Source organism: Bradyrhizobium sp. KB893862 SZCCT0404, assembly GCF_018130885.1.
GTDB classification, from domain to species: Bacteria; Pseudomonadota; Alphaproteobacteria; order Rhizobiales; family Xanthobacteraceae; genus Bradyrhizobium; species Bradyrhizobium stylosanthis.
The window spans coordinates 110,118-123,697 of record NZ_JAFCLT010000008.1; the positions used below are offsets into that span (position 1 = coordinate 110,118).

The window sequence follows — 13,580 nt, forward strand, 5'->3', positions numbered from 1 at the left end:
GCCACGGAATCTGCCGTTGACACCGTGACCAAGATCACACCCGGGCTTTTGAACCTCTCCTATGCTCGCAGCATCAAATCGCCATCAGGCGTAACATCGAGGATACGACAATGACCCGTTTCGATAAGTTTTTTGGACTGAAGGCGATTACTCTCTCCGCGGCGCTGTCGATGACGGCAGGCCTGGCTCTGGCCGGCGACAACAACGTCTCGACCGACAAGATCCTGGATGCGCTCAAGCCGAAGCCGGCGACCCGCGGCCTGTCCGTCGGGCCGCAGGCCGACCCGACCGCGCAGGCCAAGGAAGCGACCTTCCTGAACACGGTGCGCAACCGCTCGACCCGGTCGCTCTCCACGGGCGAGCGCGAGCAGATCGCCGAGCTCGCTGCGACCAAGCCGAAGATCGATCTGGAGATCCAGTTCGACTACAACTCGGCCGACATCGCCAAGACCTCGGTGCCGTCGGTGCAGGCGCTCGGCAAGGCGCTGTCCGACCCCGCGCTGAAGGGCTCGACCTTCGTGGTCGCCGGCCACACCGACGCGGTCGGCGGCGAAGACTACAATCAGGGCCTCTCCGAACGGCGCGCCGACACTATCAAGAAGTACCTGGTGCAGAACTACGGCCTCAACGGCACCGATCTCGTCACCGTCGGCTACGGCAAGACCAAGCTGAAGGACACCGCCAACGGTGCCGACCCGATCAATCGCCGCGTCCAGGTCGTGAACATGGACACCAAGACCGCGTCGAAATGATCTGAAAAGTCATCGCCAATCAACAAGCCGCCTGCCGCGCGAACGGCAGGCGGCTTTCTGCTGTCAGATCCAGCTCTGGAACAGCATCAGCCGATTGAAAGTCTGCATCGACGTGCCGATGAAGGCGGCCGAGATCGGCAGCATGACCGCAAAGCCGATCGCGGCGATGCCGACATAGGCCCAGAGCAGCCAGCGCGGCAGCTCCTCTCTTCGCAGCACATAGACCAGTGCAAGTGATGCGAGCGTTGCGGCGGGCAGATAATAGTAAATGAAACCGAGCGTGCGCGGCAGCAACGCCCAGGCGAGCCAGCAGCCAAAATAGAACGCCGCGATCAGGAACGCATCCCACCGTCGCGCGACGAGGACGTCGCGCAGCACGACGACGAGCGCGGCCAGTGCCGGCCACAGCACCAGCGGATTACCGAGGAAGACGATGGCGGCGACGTTATCGTCCGACGTCTTGTCGAACAGGAACCACACCGGCCGCGCGAGCAGCGGCCAGGATGGCCACGAGCTCATATAGGTGTGGCCGGCAATCGCGGTCGTGGTGTTGTCGGCAAAGATCCGGCGCTGCGCCTCGATCAGATCGGGCAGCGACAATCCGTAAAGCGGCACGAACGCGGCAAGATAGGTCAGGGCCGGCAGCACGGCGAAGCAGAGCACGGCATCGCGCGCCCTGAAGTCGGACCAGAGGTCGGGCCGGTACCAGTCGTCCGGCCTCGCGTCGGCGAACAGCGTGCGCCAGCCCTGCAGCAGACGGATCAATGCGACGATGACGATGCAGACGCCGAGGGGAAACAGCCCGCTCCATTTGCAGGCGGCGGCACAGCCGAACAGGGCGCCCGCCACCGCGAACAGCGCATGCGGGCGCTCCCTGCGAAAGCCGTGCATGAAGGCCGCGATCGCGAGCAGGCCGAAGCCGAGGGCAAAGATGTCGAGCATCGCAACGCGCGCCTGCACGTAGAGCATCTGGTTGAAGGCGGCGATCAGCGCGGCGGCGATCGCCGGCCCTTGCGCCGCGAACAGCGCAAGGCCGCACAGATAGATCGCGACGATGGCGAGCGCGCCGAACAATGTCGCCGGATAACGCCAGCCCAGCGCGTTGTCGCCGAAGGTCGCGATCGAGGCCGCGATCAGCTCCTTGGCCAGCGGCGGATGCATCGGATTGAGCATCGGCTGCGACATCACGGGCGTCAGCATCTGCCGCGCCGCCGGTACGTAATGCACCTCGTCGAAGACGAACTTCTCAGGCGTGGTGAGTCCGATCAGCAGCGCCAGATGCGCGATCAGGAAAATCGCGACAGCGATCACTGCGCTTCGCGACATCATCGGAACCGGCGCTGCTTCAAGCGACTCTTGTGGGGATTTTTTACGTGGCAAATCTGCTTCACCGCGGAGAAAAACAGGGACGGCACTTTTCATTGAACGCATTCTGCCGCAACTGTCACTAAGCATAGCGCAGGTCCCGCGCCGCTTGTGATAATTTCGCCACATCAGAAGCGCGCGCGATCCGGTACGATCAGGGACACATCGATCGGTTGCGAAATGAATTTGCGTTTCTGGCTTTTCCCCACACTGCTGTCGGCCGCTCTGTGCGCGGCGCCCTGCGCACAGGCGCAGACGCGCGTCGGCGAAGCAGTCGTGATCCAGAATGAAGTGGTGCGCGTCGCCGCGACCACGACGCCGATCAGCGTCGGCGACAGCATGCTGCGCGACGAGACCGTACGCACCGGCGCCGACAGCGCCGCGCGGTTCGTCATGGCCGACAGCACCAATCTGTCGCTCGGCCCGAGCGCGACGCTGAAGCTCGACCGCACCGTCTTCAACGACGAGCACAGTTATCGCGACGTCGCGATCCGCATGACGACCGGCGCATTCCGCTTCGTCACCGGGCATTCCGAAAAGACCGCCTACAAGATCACGACGCCGCTCGCGACCATCGGGGTGCGCGGCACCACGCTCGACATCCTGTCCCAGCGCGGCCGCTCCGTCGTCGTGCTTCAGGACGGCGCGGCCAGCGTCTGCACGACGAGCTTCCAGTGCGTGCAGCTCACCCAGCCCGGCGACACCGCAATCATCACGTCCACCGGCGGCAAGGTCTCGATCACCAAGACCAATACGCCGCCCTGGACCTTCGCCGCCAACTGCGCCGCGAGTGCGGGACTGTGCGCGGTCAACCAATATGCCGACGCCTCGCCGACCATCACGCCCGCCGTCCATGACGACGGCATGCTGTGCGGGCGCTGACGATGGCAAAATTCCACTTTGGACGGCTCATCCTTGCCGGCGTGCTGACCACTGCACTTGCCTTTGTCGCGCTGGACATCCACCCGGCTGCAGCCCAGGCGGCGTGCGAGTCCGAGTGCACCACCGGACCGACTCCCACACCGACCTATTCTCCCTCACCTTCGCCCTCTCCGTCGCCGATCCCCTCTCCGTCACCATCGCCGAACCCGTATCCGTCCCCGAGCCCGACACCGACGGGCGCCGACTCCAGCGGCAATTCGATCGGCGGCCTCGCCAATCAGCGCTTCAACCAGATGATCACCAACCGGGTGCTCGGGACGGTGCTGCTCGGCGTCAACGAGCAGGTCAATTGCAGCGACTGCATCAGCGCGTTCGGCTCGGCGGGCTCGTTCTCGGCCGGCATCCACGGCCGCAAGGAATTGACCAACAATCTGTCGCTGCTCGCCGGCATCGCCTACACCCAGTACAACGAGGGCGGCTACAAGATCACCAGCGCGCCGATCGGTGCCTTCGCGCTGCGCTACGACTTCACCGATTGGGGCTCCTCGCGCCCGTTCTTCGACGTCGGCACCATCCTGACGCCATGGGAGAAGGCGCGTTACACGCGCAGCTACGACACCAGCCTCGGCCCGGTGAGCGTCACGAGCTCGACCAACGCCTCGAACTACGCGGTCTACGGCCGCGCCGGCTGGATCAGCCGGGTGTCACCGCGCGACGAGGTCGCAGCTTCGATCGAGGTCTGGCAACTCTGGCAGCGCGTCTCCGGCTATAGCGACAGCGCCGTGGCGTTCAATCCATTCGACGCCAGCATCGCGACCGGCACGGATCGCACCAATCTGGTCAAGATCGGCGGCCAATGGACGCATCTGTTCGCCGGCAACATCGAGACCAACATCAATGGCGGCTGGGTGCAGTCGTTCGCCAGCCATAGCGGCATCGTCGCCACCGTGACCGGCAACGGCACTGTGGTGCCGACGATGGGCAACCAGGGCTGGTTCGAATATGGCGGCCGCCTCGGCTTCCGCGTGCAGAAGGGCTGGATCGTGGACCTGTTCGCCAACGGCACGCTGGGCCCGCAGCCGGTGGGGAATACGATCCACGGCGGCGTGGGGTTACGGATCAATTATTGAGACCATGCATGGTCTCGTAGGGTGGGCAAAGGCGCGAGAGCGCCGTGCCCACCATCCGTCTCCATTTGCGAAAGGTGGTGGGCACGCTTCGCTTTGCCCACCCTACGGCACTAAGTACGTGGCACGAGTCACGCCGCCGACTTGCCCTCGAACGCCCGCCGCAAGGCATCCGAGTCCAGCTTCACCATCTTCATCATGGCCTGCATTGCACGCGCGGCGGCGGCCCGGTCGGGGCTCGACAGGAACTCGAACATCACTTTCGGCACCACCTGCCAGGCCACGCCCCAGCGATCCCTGAGCCAGCCGCACTGTTCTTCCTTGCCGCCGTGAGCGAGGAACGCGCTCCAGACGCTGTCGACCTGGGCCTGGTCGTCGCAATGGATCATCAGCGAGATCGCGTGGGTGTACTCCATCTTCATGCCGCCATTGAGCGCGACCAGCGGCTGCCCGGCCACCGTGAACTCGACGACGAGCACCGAGCCCGTCTTGCCGGACGGGCCGTCCGAAACATTGCGCTGAACGTGCGTGATCTCGGAGTTCGGCACCAGCGAGGTGTAGAATTTCGCGGCGTCTTCGGCATCGCCGTTGAACCACATGCAGGGCACGACCTTGGACATCGTGAATGCTCCTCTTCAGCTGACTGGGGTTTCGATCAGGCGGGCGCCATGTCGGACTGCGCGGCGAAGGCCGCGAGGTCCATCCAGTTCACGCCCCACATGTGGCCGTCGGGGTCCTCGAAGCTGCGGCCGTACATGAAGCTGTACTCGTCTTTCGGGCCGGGGTCGGCGACCCCGCCGGCGGCTTCGGCCCTGGCGACGATATCGTCGACCTCGTCGCGGCTGTCCGCGGACAGGCAGAACAGCGCCTGGTTCGAGGTCCTAGCGTCCGAGATCGGCTTCGGCGTGAACTGGCGAAACTTGTCGTGGGTCAGGAGCATGACGAAAATGGTCTCGGAGAGGACCATGCAGCTCGCCGTGTCGTCACAGAATTGCGGGTTCCTGACCGCGCCGACCGCCTCATAGAAAGCGGTCGCGCGCTTGAGGTCGGTCACCGGCAAATTGACGAAAATCATCCTGGGCATCGGAAGCTCCGTGGGCGGGGTTCTGCCCAAGGACGGATGGCCCGACGGCCACCCGACACCGCTTCCGGATATTTTTATCAGATGCGCCCTGCGTGGTTCTGCCGCACAGGGACCAGCCGGCGCTCAGGCCGGCCTTACTTCTTCTCGTTGGGATCCCGGTGCACCGGGTCGATCCACAGCACCGTCTCGGGCTTCTCGACCGGCTCGATGTCGAGGTTGATCGCCACCGCCTCGCCGTCGCTGCGCACCAGCACGCATTCCAGCACCTCGTCCGGGCTGGCATTGATCTCCTGGTGGGGCACGTAGGGCGGAACGAAGATGAAATCGCCGGGGCCGGCTTCCGCGGTGAATTGCAGCTTCTCGCCCCAGCGCATCCGCGCCTTGCCCTTCACCACGTAGATGACGCTTTCGAGATGGCCGTGGTGGTGCGCACCGGTCTTGGCATCGGGCTTGATGCTGACCGTGCCCGCCCAAAGTTTCTGCGCGCCGACGCGCGCGAAATTGATCGCGGCCGCGCGGTCCATGCCCGCCGTCGACGGCACGTTGGTGTCGAGCTGGTTGCCGGGAATGACGCGCACGCCATCATGTTTCCAGCGATCCTCGTGATCGTGATCGTGGTCATGGTGGGAATGCGAATGGTCATGGCCGGTCATGGGACTTGCTTTCTGTTGGTTCCGTGCGCGGCAAAGTAACCCAAAGCCATATCTTCAAGCCATACCAAAATCGGAACTCTCGTAGTTGCCTGACGTTGTCCTTCCGAGCGAAATGGAAGGAGAGTTTCATGGGTAGCACGACCGACAAGATCAAGGGCAACGCCAACGAAGCGATCGGCAAGGCCAAGCAGGGCATCGGTGAAGCCACTGGTTCGGATCGCTTGCAGGGCGAAGGCGCGGTTCAGGAAGTCAAGGGCAAGGGCCAGAAGGCCATGGGTGATGCCAAGGACGCCGCGAAGGAAGCGATGGATCGCGCCGCAGCGGCCGCACGTCGCGCGGCGGAATAACGCGCGTCCGTCTGAAAGCGAAAAGACCGGCCGCAAGGCCGGTCTTTTTGTTTTGCTTGTCTCGCTCTCTCCGTCATGGCCGGGCTTGACCCGGCCATCCACGTCTTAGCCACGTCAAAGAAAGAACGTGGATGCCCGGGACAAGCCCGGGCATGACGACGTGGAGACGTGAGTTACTTCACCGCGAGCAATTCCACGTCGAACATCAGCGTCGCGTTCGGCGGGATCACGCCGCCGGCACCGCGCGCGCCGTAGCCGAGCTGCGGCGGAATGATCAGCGTGCGCTTGCCGCCGACCTTCATCGACGCGACGCCCTCGTCCCAACCCGCGATCACGCGGCCCTTGCCGATCGGAAACTCGAACGGCTCCTTGCGGTCGACGGACGAGTCGAATTTCTTGCCCTTCTGGCCGTTCTCATAGAGCCAACCGGTATAGTGCATCACACAGATCTGGCCGGGCTGCGGCGAGGCGCCGGTGCCGACAGTGCTGTCGATGATCTGCAAGCCTGAAGCTGTGGTCATGGTCTTTCCTGCGGTCTGGGCCGAGGCCGTGGTGGAAACAAAATCGGACACGCCGGCGATCACCGTGATCGCGAGTGCCGACATGATAGCGAGGAGCATGCGCTGGAAACGCTGCATATGACACCTTCCATTTGAGGCGGGAGGTGTCTAACCCAACGCCGTTGCCGTTTCCACCCCCTTTAGACCTCGATATTTTCCAGCCGGACCGGGAGCTTGCGGATGCGCTGACCGGTGGCGTGGTAGATCGCATTGCAGATGGCGGCATTGGTGCCGACATTGGCGAGCTCGCCCAGGCCCTTCGCACCCGCGGAGTTGATGTGATCGTCTTGCTCCGAGAGCAGGATGACCTCGACGCCAGGCACATCAGCATTCACCGGCACGAGATAGTCGGCAAGATTGTCGTTGACGTAGCGCGCGTAGCGCTCGTCGATCTCGGTGGCCTCGAGCAGCGCCGAGGACATGCCCCAGATCAGGCCGCCCATCAGCTGGCTGCGCGCCGTGCGCGGGTTCATGATGCGGCCGGCCGCGAAGGCGCCGACGAGGCGCGGACAGCGGATTTCGTGCGTGAAGCGGTTGACCCGGACCTCGACGAACTCGGCACCGAAAGCGTAGGCGATCCTGTCCTTCATCTGGTGACCGCCAACCAGCCGGGCGTGCCCGCTATGCATGGCCTTGAACGAGTCAAGCGGCGCGCCCTCCGGCTTCCACTCACCATATTCCTCGACCACACCGACGCCGAGCGCATCGAACGCCTTCTCGATATCGAGCGGACGATCGCTCTTCGCGGCCTGGGTGGTGGGCGCCGGGCTGATGCCGACGGTCTCCTTGGCCTTGTCCGTGAGGCTGTCGCCCGGCATCACCGCCTTGAACAGCCGCTGGCGAATCTGGTCGCACACCATCATCACCGCAGAGCAGGTGCTGGCGGTCGAGTTCGAACCGCCCGCGACCGGCCCCGGCGGCAGGTCGCTGTCGCCCATGAACACCGATACCTTCTCCAGGGGCACGCCGAGCCGTTCGGCCGCGGTCTGCGCGATGATCGTATAGGCGCCCGTCCCGATCTCATGGCCGGCGATCTCGACGCGGGTGCGGCCGTCGCGCTGCAGGCGAACGCGCGCCGCGGACGGCGCCATCTGGGTCGGGTAGCAGGTGGCGGCACAGCCATAGCCGATCAGCCAGTCGCCCTCCGACATCGATTTCGGCTGCGGCGATCGCTGCGACCAGCCGAACGCCTTGGCGGCCTCGTCGAAGCACGCCATCAGCGACCGCGATGTGTAGGGCTTGCCTTCGATCGGCTCATTGGTGGTGTCGTTGATGCGGCGCAGCTCGACCGGATCCATGTCCAGCTTCACCGCGAGCTCGTCCAGCGCGCTTTCCAGGGCGAACAGGTACGGCACTTCCGGCGGCGAGCGCATGAAGCCGGGCGTGTTGCGGTCGGCGCGCACGATCGACACCAGGCTGTCGACATTCGGACAGGCATAGAGCCGCGTCGTGGTCTTGGTGCCGCCGACGCAATAGGCGTCCGGCCGCGAGGACACCTCGGCGCCCTCGTGCCTGAGCGCGGTGAGCTTGCCGTCGCGGCTGGCGCCGAGCTTGATCTCGTGGCGGGTCTCCGCGCGATAGGTCGCGATGGTAAATCCCTGGTCGCGGGTCGGAACCAGCTTGATCGGCCGGTTCAGCCGCCTGGCGATGCCGGCGATGATGGCCGTGCGCGGCGTCATCGACCCGCGCGAGCCAAAGCCGCCGCCGACATAAGGATTGACCACGCGCACCTTGTCGGCGTCGATGCCGAGCTGCTCGGCCACGCCGTTCTTGAGGCCATAGACGTACTGGCTGCCCTCGTAGATGACGAGCTCGTCGCCCATCCAGGCGCAGCTCGTCGTGAACAGCTCCATCGGATTGTGGTGCTGCGTCGGCGTATCGTAGGCGGCGGTCAGCTTGACCTCTGCCGCATCGAACGCCTTGGCGAAGTCGCCGACCTTCGCGTCTTCCTTGAACTGCGCGTTCTGTCCTTTCGCCGCAGCCGTGGTCGTGCCGGGCGAGTCGAAGGTGGCGCTGGGTGCAGCTGCGGTATAGCTGACCTTGACGCGGTTGGCGGCTTCGCGCGCGGCTTCATAGGTTTCAGCGATGACGACCGCAATGATCTGTCCGTCATGCGCGATCTCAGCCGATCTCAGCGGCTGGATCGTGGTCCCGGCATACCCGCCATTGCTGAACAGCTTCGACTCCTTCAGCTTCGGCGCATTCTCGTGCGTCACGATGTCGATCACGCCGCGGACGGCCTTGGCATCGTCCAGATCGAAGCCATCGACGCGGCCCTTGGCGATCGCGCTGGTGACCAGGAACGCGTAGGCCGGACCGGGCAAGGGCATGTCAGACGCATAGGTCGCCCGTCCCGTGACTTTCGAGACCGCGTCATAGCGCGGCACCGGCTTGCCCATATTCGCCTTCGGCTCGGGAGCTGCAGCGGTCATGGTCAGATCTCCATCGTTACGGCCTGCTGGAGCGCGCGTGCCATCACGCGCTTGCCGAGCTCGATCTTGAAGCTGTTGTGCCGGCGGCCGCGCGCGTCTGCAAAGGCGGCGTCGGCCGCGCGCTGCGCGAGGCTGTCGTCAAACTTCTGTCCCTTCAGCAGCGCCTCCGCCTCGCGGGCGCGCCAGGGGATTGTGGCGACGCCGCCAAGCGCGACCCGCGCATCCCGGATCGTGCCATCCTGCACGTCGAGCGCGATCGCAGCCGACGACAAGGCGAATTCGTAGGACTGCCGGTCCCGCGCCTTGAGATAGACCGACCGCGGCCAGCGGCCGGGGACGGCAAAGGCCGAGATCAACTCACCCGGCTGAAGCGAGGTCTCGATGTCGGGGGTGTTTCCCGGCGCCTTATGCAGCTGTGCGAACGGCAGGCTCCGGCGACCGGACTTCCCGGTGACTTCGACGGTTGCATCCAGTGCGATCAGGGCCTGGGCGAAATCGCCGGGATAGGTCGCGATGCACTGGTCGGAGATGCCGAGCACGGCGTGCATGCGGTTGACGCCGTCCATCGCGGCGCAGCCCGAGCCCGGATTGCGCTTGTTGCAGTTCTCGTAGGAGACATCGCGAAAATAGCTGCAGCGCGTCCGCTGCATCACGTTGCCGCCGAGCGTCGCCATGTTGCGCAGCTGGGCGCTGGCGGCGAGCTTCAGGGAATCGGCGATGACCGGATAGCTGCGCTGGATCTCGTCATGCGCGGCGACATCGGACATCCTTGCCAGCGCACCGAGCCGCAAGGCGTCGCCGCCCGGCTCGATTGCCGACCAGTCGCGCGCAAGCGGATTGATGTCCACGATCGCACTCGGGCGCATCACGTCCAGCTTCATCAGGTCGATCAGCGTCGTGCCGCCGGCGAGCGGCTGCGCCGCCGCCTTTGTCCGCGGGTTGCTAGCGACCGCGGCCGCGCTGAGCGCCTGCACCGCCGCATCGGGGTCCGTCGCCCGTTGGTACGAAAAGGGTCGCATGCGCCTAGCCTTTCATGATCTCGGGCGCGGCCTGCTTCACCGCAGCGACGATGTTGGGATAAGCGGCGCAGCGGCAGATGTTGCCGCTCATGTATTCGCGGATGTCGGCGTCGCTGCTGGCGTGGCCCTCCTTCACGCAGGCGATCGCGGACATGATCTGGCCCGGCGTGCAGTAGCCGCATTGGAACGCATCATTGTCGACGAAGGCCTGCTGCATCGGATGCAGGCGATCGTCGGTGGCGAGGCCCTCGATGGTCGTGATCTCCTGCCCTTCGGCAGCAAGCGCGAGCGTCAGGCACGACACCACGCGGCGGTCGCCGATCAGCACCGTGCAGGCGCCGCACTGGCCGTGATCGCAGCCCTTCTTGCTCCCGGTGAGCTTGAGATGCTCGCGCAGCGCGTCGAGCACCGTAGTGCGCGCATCGAGTTGAAGACGCTTGTCCTTGCCGTTCACCCGCAGCGTGACGTCAACAGGGAGCGCTGGATCCTGCGCGGTCGGCGCTCTCGCATCCTGCGAGGCGGCCCGCGCCGTCATCGGAACAAGCGCGCTGCCGGCGGCGCCTGCCATGAAGGAGCGCCGATCGAATCCGGATGGTCGGGAACTTGAATGGTCGGACATGGACGGCCTCCGCCGCTGCAAAACAAAGCAGCGCACGCCTGCACCGCTCACCGCCCACCAACTTGGGGCCATGAGCTCCGTTCCGAACGGGAAAGGGCGGCGCAGCCAATGCCGCACCGCCCTTCGTCAACTTTTCCTGATGTTCGCGCGAGGAACTTTGCCCGGCGCAGCCAGAGATCAGTAGCCCAGCGCGCAGCCGTCCTTGCGCGGGTCCGAGCCGCCGGTGAGCGTGCCCTTGTCCCAGTCGATCCAGATCGCCTGGGCGCCGCCGAGCGGGGCGACCACGCTGGTGGTCTTGTGGCCGAGCTTCTTCAGGCCCTCGACGATGTCGGCGGGAACACTGTCCTCGAGCTGGTACTGGCCCTCGTAGTGCAGGCCACGCGGCATATCGATCGCCTCCTGCACGTCGCAGCCATAGTCGAGGATATTGGTGATCACGTGAGTCTGACCGGTCGGCTGGTACTGGCCGCCCATCACCGCGAACGGCATCACGGAGCGTCCGCCCTTGGTGAGCAGGCCCGGCATGATCGTGTGCAGCGGGCGCTTGCCGCCCTCGATGCAGTTGGGATGGCCGGGCTGGATCCGGAAGCCGCCGGCGCGGTTCTGGAACAGCACGCCGGTCTTGTCGGAGACGATCGCCGAGCCGAACGAATGCGCGACCGAATTAATGAACGAGCAGACGTTGCGGTCCTTGTCCACCACGGTGATGTAGATGGTCGAGGGATTCATCGGCGGCGCGACGTTCGGCAGGTCGAGCATGCCGTCCATGCGGATCTTGCTGATGTACTCGTCGGCAAAGCCCTTCTCGAGCATCTCGGCGACGTTGATCTTCATGTGCTCGGGAGACGCGACATGCATCTCGCGGTTCATGTAGGCGATGCGCGCGGCTTCCGCCTCGAGATGGAAGCGCTCGACGCTCACGGGCGCGTACTTGGTCAGGTCGAAGCGCGACAGGATGTTGAGCATCAGCAGCGCCGTGACGCCCGGACCGTTCGGCGGGCATTGCCAGACGTCGTAGCCCTTGTACGTGCTGCCGATCGGCGTCGTGGTCTCGGTGGTGTGCGCGGCGAAATCGTCGAGCGTGTGCAGGCCGCCGATGCGGCGCAGCGTCTCGACCATGTCCTCCGCGATCTCGCCCTTGTAGAAGGCGTCGCGGCCGTTCTTGGCGATCGCGCGCAGCGTCTTGCCGAGCTCGGCCTGACGGATGACGTCGCCCGCCACCGGCGGCTTGCCGCCCGGCAGCAGGTAGCGCACGCTGTTGGTGCCGTTCTTCAGCTTCTCGAACTGGTTCTTCCAGTCGAAGGCAATGCGGGGGGCGACGACATAGCCTTCTTCGGCCGCCTTGATCGCGGGCTGGAGCAGGCGGTCGAAGCCGAACTTGCCGTGATCGCGCAGCACGGTCGCGAAGGCGTCGATCACGCCGGGGATCGAGACCGCATGCGCCGAGGTCAGCGGCACGGAATTGATCTTGCGCTCGAGATACCAGTCGGCATTGGCCGCCTTTGGCGCCCGGCCGGAGCCGTTATAGGCGATGATCTTGCCTTCGCCGCGCGGCTGGATCAGCGCGAAACAGTCGCCGCCGATGCCGGTCGATTGCGGCTCGATCACGCCGAGCAGGGCCGAACCCGCCACGGCCGCGTCCACCGCCGTGCCGCCCTCGCGCAGCACCTCGATCGCGGCCAGCGAGGCCTGCGGATGCGAGGTCGCGACCATCGCGTTGGTGGCGTGGACCGTGGACCTGCCGGGGAAATGGAAGTTTCTCATCGAATTCTTGCTCTCGTTAGGCTTTGTTGGCCGTGGATGCGCGCGCCGGGCGGTCGCGGAAAAACCCGGTCTACATGACACATTCCGCCCGGTCGGGGCAATGCTGGCATACCAGGGAAATGGCTGCCATCCGCTGGGCGTATAGACCTTTTCCGGCCCGGGACCATGCGGGTTTTCCGGGCTGCGCCCGCCTGCTAAATGAGCCGCCATGATCACCAAGGTCTGCGCCTTCTATCAATTCGCCGCCCTTCCCGATTACCGCGAGCTGCGCGAGCCGCTGCGCGTGTTCTGCGCCGGTCTCGGGCTGAAGGGCAGCGTGCTGCTGGCCGAGGAGGGCATCAACGGCACGATCGCAGGCGCAGCCGAGGCCATCGACGCCTTCGCCCGCGAGCTCGCACACGGCGACATGTTCGGCGGCCGGCTGGACAATCTCGAATTGAAGTTCTCGACCGCGGAGGCAATGCCGTTCGGCCGGCTCAAGGTGCGGCTGAAGAAGGAGATCGTCACGCTCGGCGATACGGCCGCCGATCCGACGCGGCAGGTCGGCACCTATGTCGATGCGCGCGAATGGAACGCGCTGATCGCGGCGCCCGACACGCTGGTGCTCGACACCCGCAACGCCTTCGAGGTGGCGATGGGCACGTTCGAGGGCGCGGTCGACCCTGATATCAAGAGCTTCGGCCAGTTCAAGGATTTTGCCGCCGAGAAGCTCGATCCGGCCAAGCACCGGAGGATCGCGATGTTCTGCACCGGCGGCATCCGCTGCGAGAAGGCGAGCGCACACCTGCTCGCGCGCGGCTTTGCCGAGGTCTATCACCTCAAGGGCGGCATCCTGAAATATCTGGAAGTGGTGCCGGAGGCGCAGAGCCGCTGGCGCGGCGAATGCTTCGTGTTCGACGAGCGCGTCGCGCTCGGCCACGGCCTGCAGGAAATCGGCTTGCGCGAACGGGACAAGGGGCACCACGGTGACGAATGA

At 65.2% G+C, this 13,580-nt stretch carries 14 protein-coding genes; 5 read left to right on the forward strand and 9 right to left on the reverse strand.

Going from position 1 to position 13,580, the window contains the following annotated elements; all coding sequences use genetic code 11:
- Positions 1 to 110: 110 nt before the first annotated feature.
- Positions 111 to 752, forward strand: a complete 642-nt coding sequence (locus tag JQ617_RS28115) for an OmpA family protein (RefSeq protein WP_212029154.1) — start codon at positions 111 to 113, stop codon at positions 750 to 752.
- 63 nt (positions 753 to 815) lie between these two features.
- Here the strand turns inward: JQ617_RS28115 and JQ617_RS28120 are convergent, their stop codons facing one another.
- Positions 816 to 2,246 (reverse strand): phospholipid carrier-dependent glycosyltransferase, encoded by a 1,431-nt coding sequence (locus JQ617_RS28120; protein WP_212029155.1) that lies wholly within the window; start codon positions 2,244 to 2,246, stop codon positions 816 to 818.
- A gap of 51 nt (positions 2,247 to 2,297) precedes the next feature.
- Here JQ617_RS28120 and JQ617_RS28125 point away from each other — a divergent pair, with 51 nt between their 5' ends.
- Positions 2,298 to 2,999, forward strand: coding sequence for a FecR family protein (locus JQ617_RS28125; RefSeq protein WP_212029156.1), 702 nt, complete (start codon positions 2,298 to 2,300; stop codon positions 2,997 to 2,999).
- 2 nt (positions 3,000 to 3,001) lie between these two features.
- On the forward strand, positions 3,002 to 4,129 hold the full coding sequence (locus tag JQ617_RS28130) for a hypothetical protein (RefSeq protein ID WP_212029157.1): 1,128 nt from the start codon (positions 3,002 to 3,004) through the stop codon (positions 4,127 to 4,129).
- Between the two features lie 128 nt (positions 4,130 to 4,257).
- Here the strand turns inward: JQ617_RS28130 and JQ617_RS28135 are convergent, their stop codons facing one another.
- The 3 genes from JQ617_RS28135 to JQ617_RS28145 all read right to left on the reverse strand — a co-directional run bounded on the left by JQ617_RS28135 (position 4,258) and on the right by JQ617_RS28145 (position 5,863).
- A complete protein-coding gene (locus tag JQ617_RS28135; RefSeq protein ID WP_145667699.1) occupies positions 4,258 to 4,746 on the reverse strand; it encodes a VOC family protein in 489 nt (162 codons plus the stop codon).
- Positions 4,747 to 4,781: 35 nt separating this feature from the next.
- On the reverse strand, positions 4,782 to 5,210 hold the full coding sequence (locus JQ617_RS28140) for a VOC family protein (RefSeq protein WP_212029158.1): 429 nt from the start codon (positions 5,208 to 5,210) through the stop codon (positions 4,782 to 4,784).
- 134 nt (positions 5,211 to 5,344) lie between these two features.
- Entirely contained in the window at positions 5,345 to 5,863 is a 519-nt protein-coding gene (locus JQ617_RS28145; RefSeq protein WP_212029159.1) for a cupin domain-containing protein, read from the reverse strand.
- Between the two features lie 128 nt (positions 5,864 to 5,991).
- Between JQ617_RS28145 and JQ617_RS28150 the strand changes: the two genes are divergently transcribed.
- The gene (locus JQ617_RS28150) at positions 5,992 to 6,210 is read left to right on the forward strand and encodes a CsbD family protein (protein ID WP_212029160.1); all 219 of its coding nucleotides are present in this window, start codon (positions 5,992 to 5,994) and stop codon (positions 6,208 to 6,210) included.
- A gap of 173 nt (positions 6,211 to 6,383) precedes the next feature.
- Here JQ617_RS28150 and JQ617_RS28155 read toward each other — a convergent pair whose 3' ends face one another.
- The 5 genes from JQ617_RS28155 to ggt form a co-directional block, all read right to left on the reverse strand.
- Positions 6,384 to 6,848 (reverse strand): FKBP-type peptidyl-prolyl cis-trans isomerase, encoded by a 465-nt coding sequence (locus tag JQ617_RS28155; protein WP_212029161.1) that lies wholly within the window; start codon positions 6,846 to 6,848, stop codon positions 6,384 to 6,386.
- A 62-nt stretch (positions 6,849 to 6,910) separates the two neighbouring features.
- Positions 6,911 to 9,202 carry a xanthine dehydrogenase family protein molybdopterin-binding subunit gene (locus tag JQ617_RS28160; protein WP_212029162.1) on the reverse strand — a complete coding sequence of 764 codons (2,292 nt, stop codon included), beginning with the start codon at positions 9,200 to 9,202 and terminating at the stop codon, positions 6,911 to 6,913.
- Positions 9,203 to 9,204: 2 nt separating this feature from the next.
- The gene (locus tag JQ617_RS28165; protein ID WP_212029163.1) at positions 9,205 to 10,221 is read right to left on the reverse strand and encodes an FAD binding domain-containing protein; all 1,017 of its coding nucleotides are present in this window, start codon (positions 10,219 to 10,221) and stop codon (positions 9,205 to 9,207) included.
- Positions 10,222 to 10,225: 4 nt separating this feature from the next.
- Positions 10,226 to 10,789, reverse strand: coding sequence for a (2Fe-2S)-binding protein (locus tag JQ617_RS28170; protein WP_249157637.1), 564 nt, complete (start codon positions 10,787 to 10,789; stop codon positions 10,226 to 10,228).
- A 228-nt stretch (positions 10,790 to 11,017) separates the two neighbouring features.
- Positions 11,018 to 12,604: a gamma-glutamyltransferase gene (gene ggt / locus JQ617_RS28175; RefSeq protein WP_212029165.1), complete on the reverse strand. Its 1,587-nt coding sequence runs from the start codon at positions 12,602 to 12,604 to the stop codon at positions 11,018 to 11,020.
- Between the two features lie 208 nt (positions 12,605 to 12,812).
- Here ggt and trhO point away from each other — a divergent pair, with 208 nt between their 5' ends.
- Positions 12,813 to 13,580, forward strand: a complete 768-nt coding sequence (trhO, locus tag JQ617_RS28180) for an oxygen-dependent tRNA uridine(34) hydroxylase TrhO (protein WP_212029166.1) — start codon at positions 12,813 to 12,815, stop codon at positions 13,578 to 13,580.

What these genes read in the sequence shown, in the direction of transcription:
- JQ617_RS28115 (WP_212029154.1), top strand. Translation starts at nt 111, where the DNA reads ATGACCCGTTTCGATAAGTTTTTTGGACTGAAGGCGATTACTCTCTCC.
- JQ617_RS28120 (WP_212029155.1), bottom strand. Translation starts at nt 2,246, where the DNA reads ATGTGGCGAAATTATCACAAGCGGCGCGGGACCTGCGCTATGCTTAGT.
- JQ617_RS28125 (WP_212029156.1), top strand. Translation starts at nt 2,298, where the DNA reads ATGAATTTGCGTTTCTGGCTTTTCCCCACACTGCTGTCGGCCGCTCTG.
- JQ617_RS28130 (WP_212029157.1), top strand. Translation starts at nt 3,002, where the DNA reads ATGGCAAAATTCCACTTTGGACGGCTCATCCTTGCCGGCGTGCTGACC.
- JQ617_RS28135 (WP_145667699.1), bottom strand. Translation starts at nt 4,746, where the DNA reads ATGTCCAAGGTCGTGCCCTGCATGTGGTTCAACGGCGATGCCGAAGAC.
- JQ617_RS28140 (WP_212029158.1), bottom strand. Translation starts at nt 5,210, where the DNA reads ATGCCCAGGATGATTTTCGTCAATTTGCCGGTGACCGACCTCAAGCGC.
- JQ617_RS28145 (WP_212029159.1), bottom strand. Translation starts at nt 5,863, where the DNA reads ATGACCGGCCATGACCATTCGCATTCCCACCATGACCACGATCACGAT.
- JQ617_RS28150 (WP_212029160.1), top strand. Translation starts at nt 5,992, where the DNA reads ATGGGTAGCACGACCGACAAGATCAAGGGCAACGCCAACGAAGCGATC.
- JQ617_RS28155 (WP_212029161.1), bottom strand. Translation starts at nt 6,848, where the DNA reads ATGCAGCGTTTCCAGCGCATGCTCCTCGCTATCATGTCGGCACTCGCG.
- JQ617_RS28160 (WP_212029162.1), bottom strand. Translation starts at nt 9,202, where the DNA reads ATGACCGCTGCAGCTCCCGAGCCGAAGGCGAATATGGGCAAGCCGGTG.
- JQ617_RS28165 (WP_212029163.1), bottom strand. Translation starts at nt 10,221, where the DNA reads ATGCGACCCTTTTCGTACCAACGGGCGACGGACCCCGATGCGGCGGTG.
- JQ617_RS28170 (WP_249157637.1), bottom strand. Translation starts at nt 10,789, where the DNA reads ATGGCAGGCGCCGCCGGCAGCGCGCTTGTTCCGATGACGGCGCGGGCC.
- ggt (WP_212029165.1), bottom strand. Translation starts at nt 12,604, where the DNA reads ATGAGAAACTTCCATTTCCCCGGCAGGTCCACGGTCCACGCCACCAAC.
- trhO (WP_212029166.1), top strand. Translation starts at nt 12,813, where the DNA reads ATGATCACCAAGGTCTGCGCCTTCTATCAATTCGCCGCCCTTCCCGAT.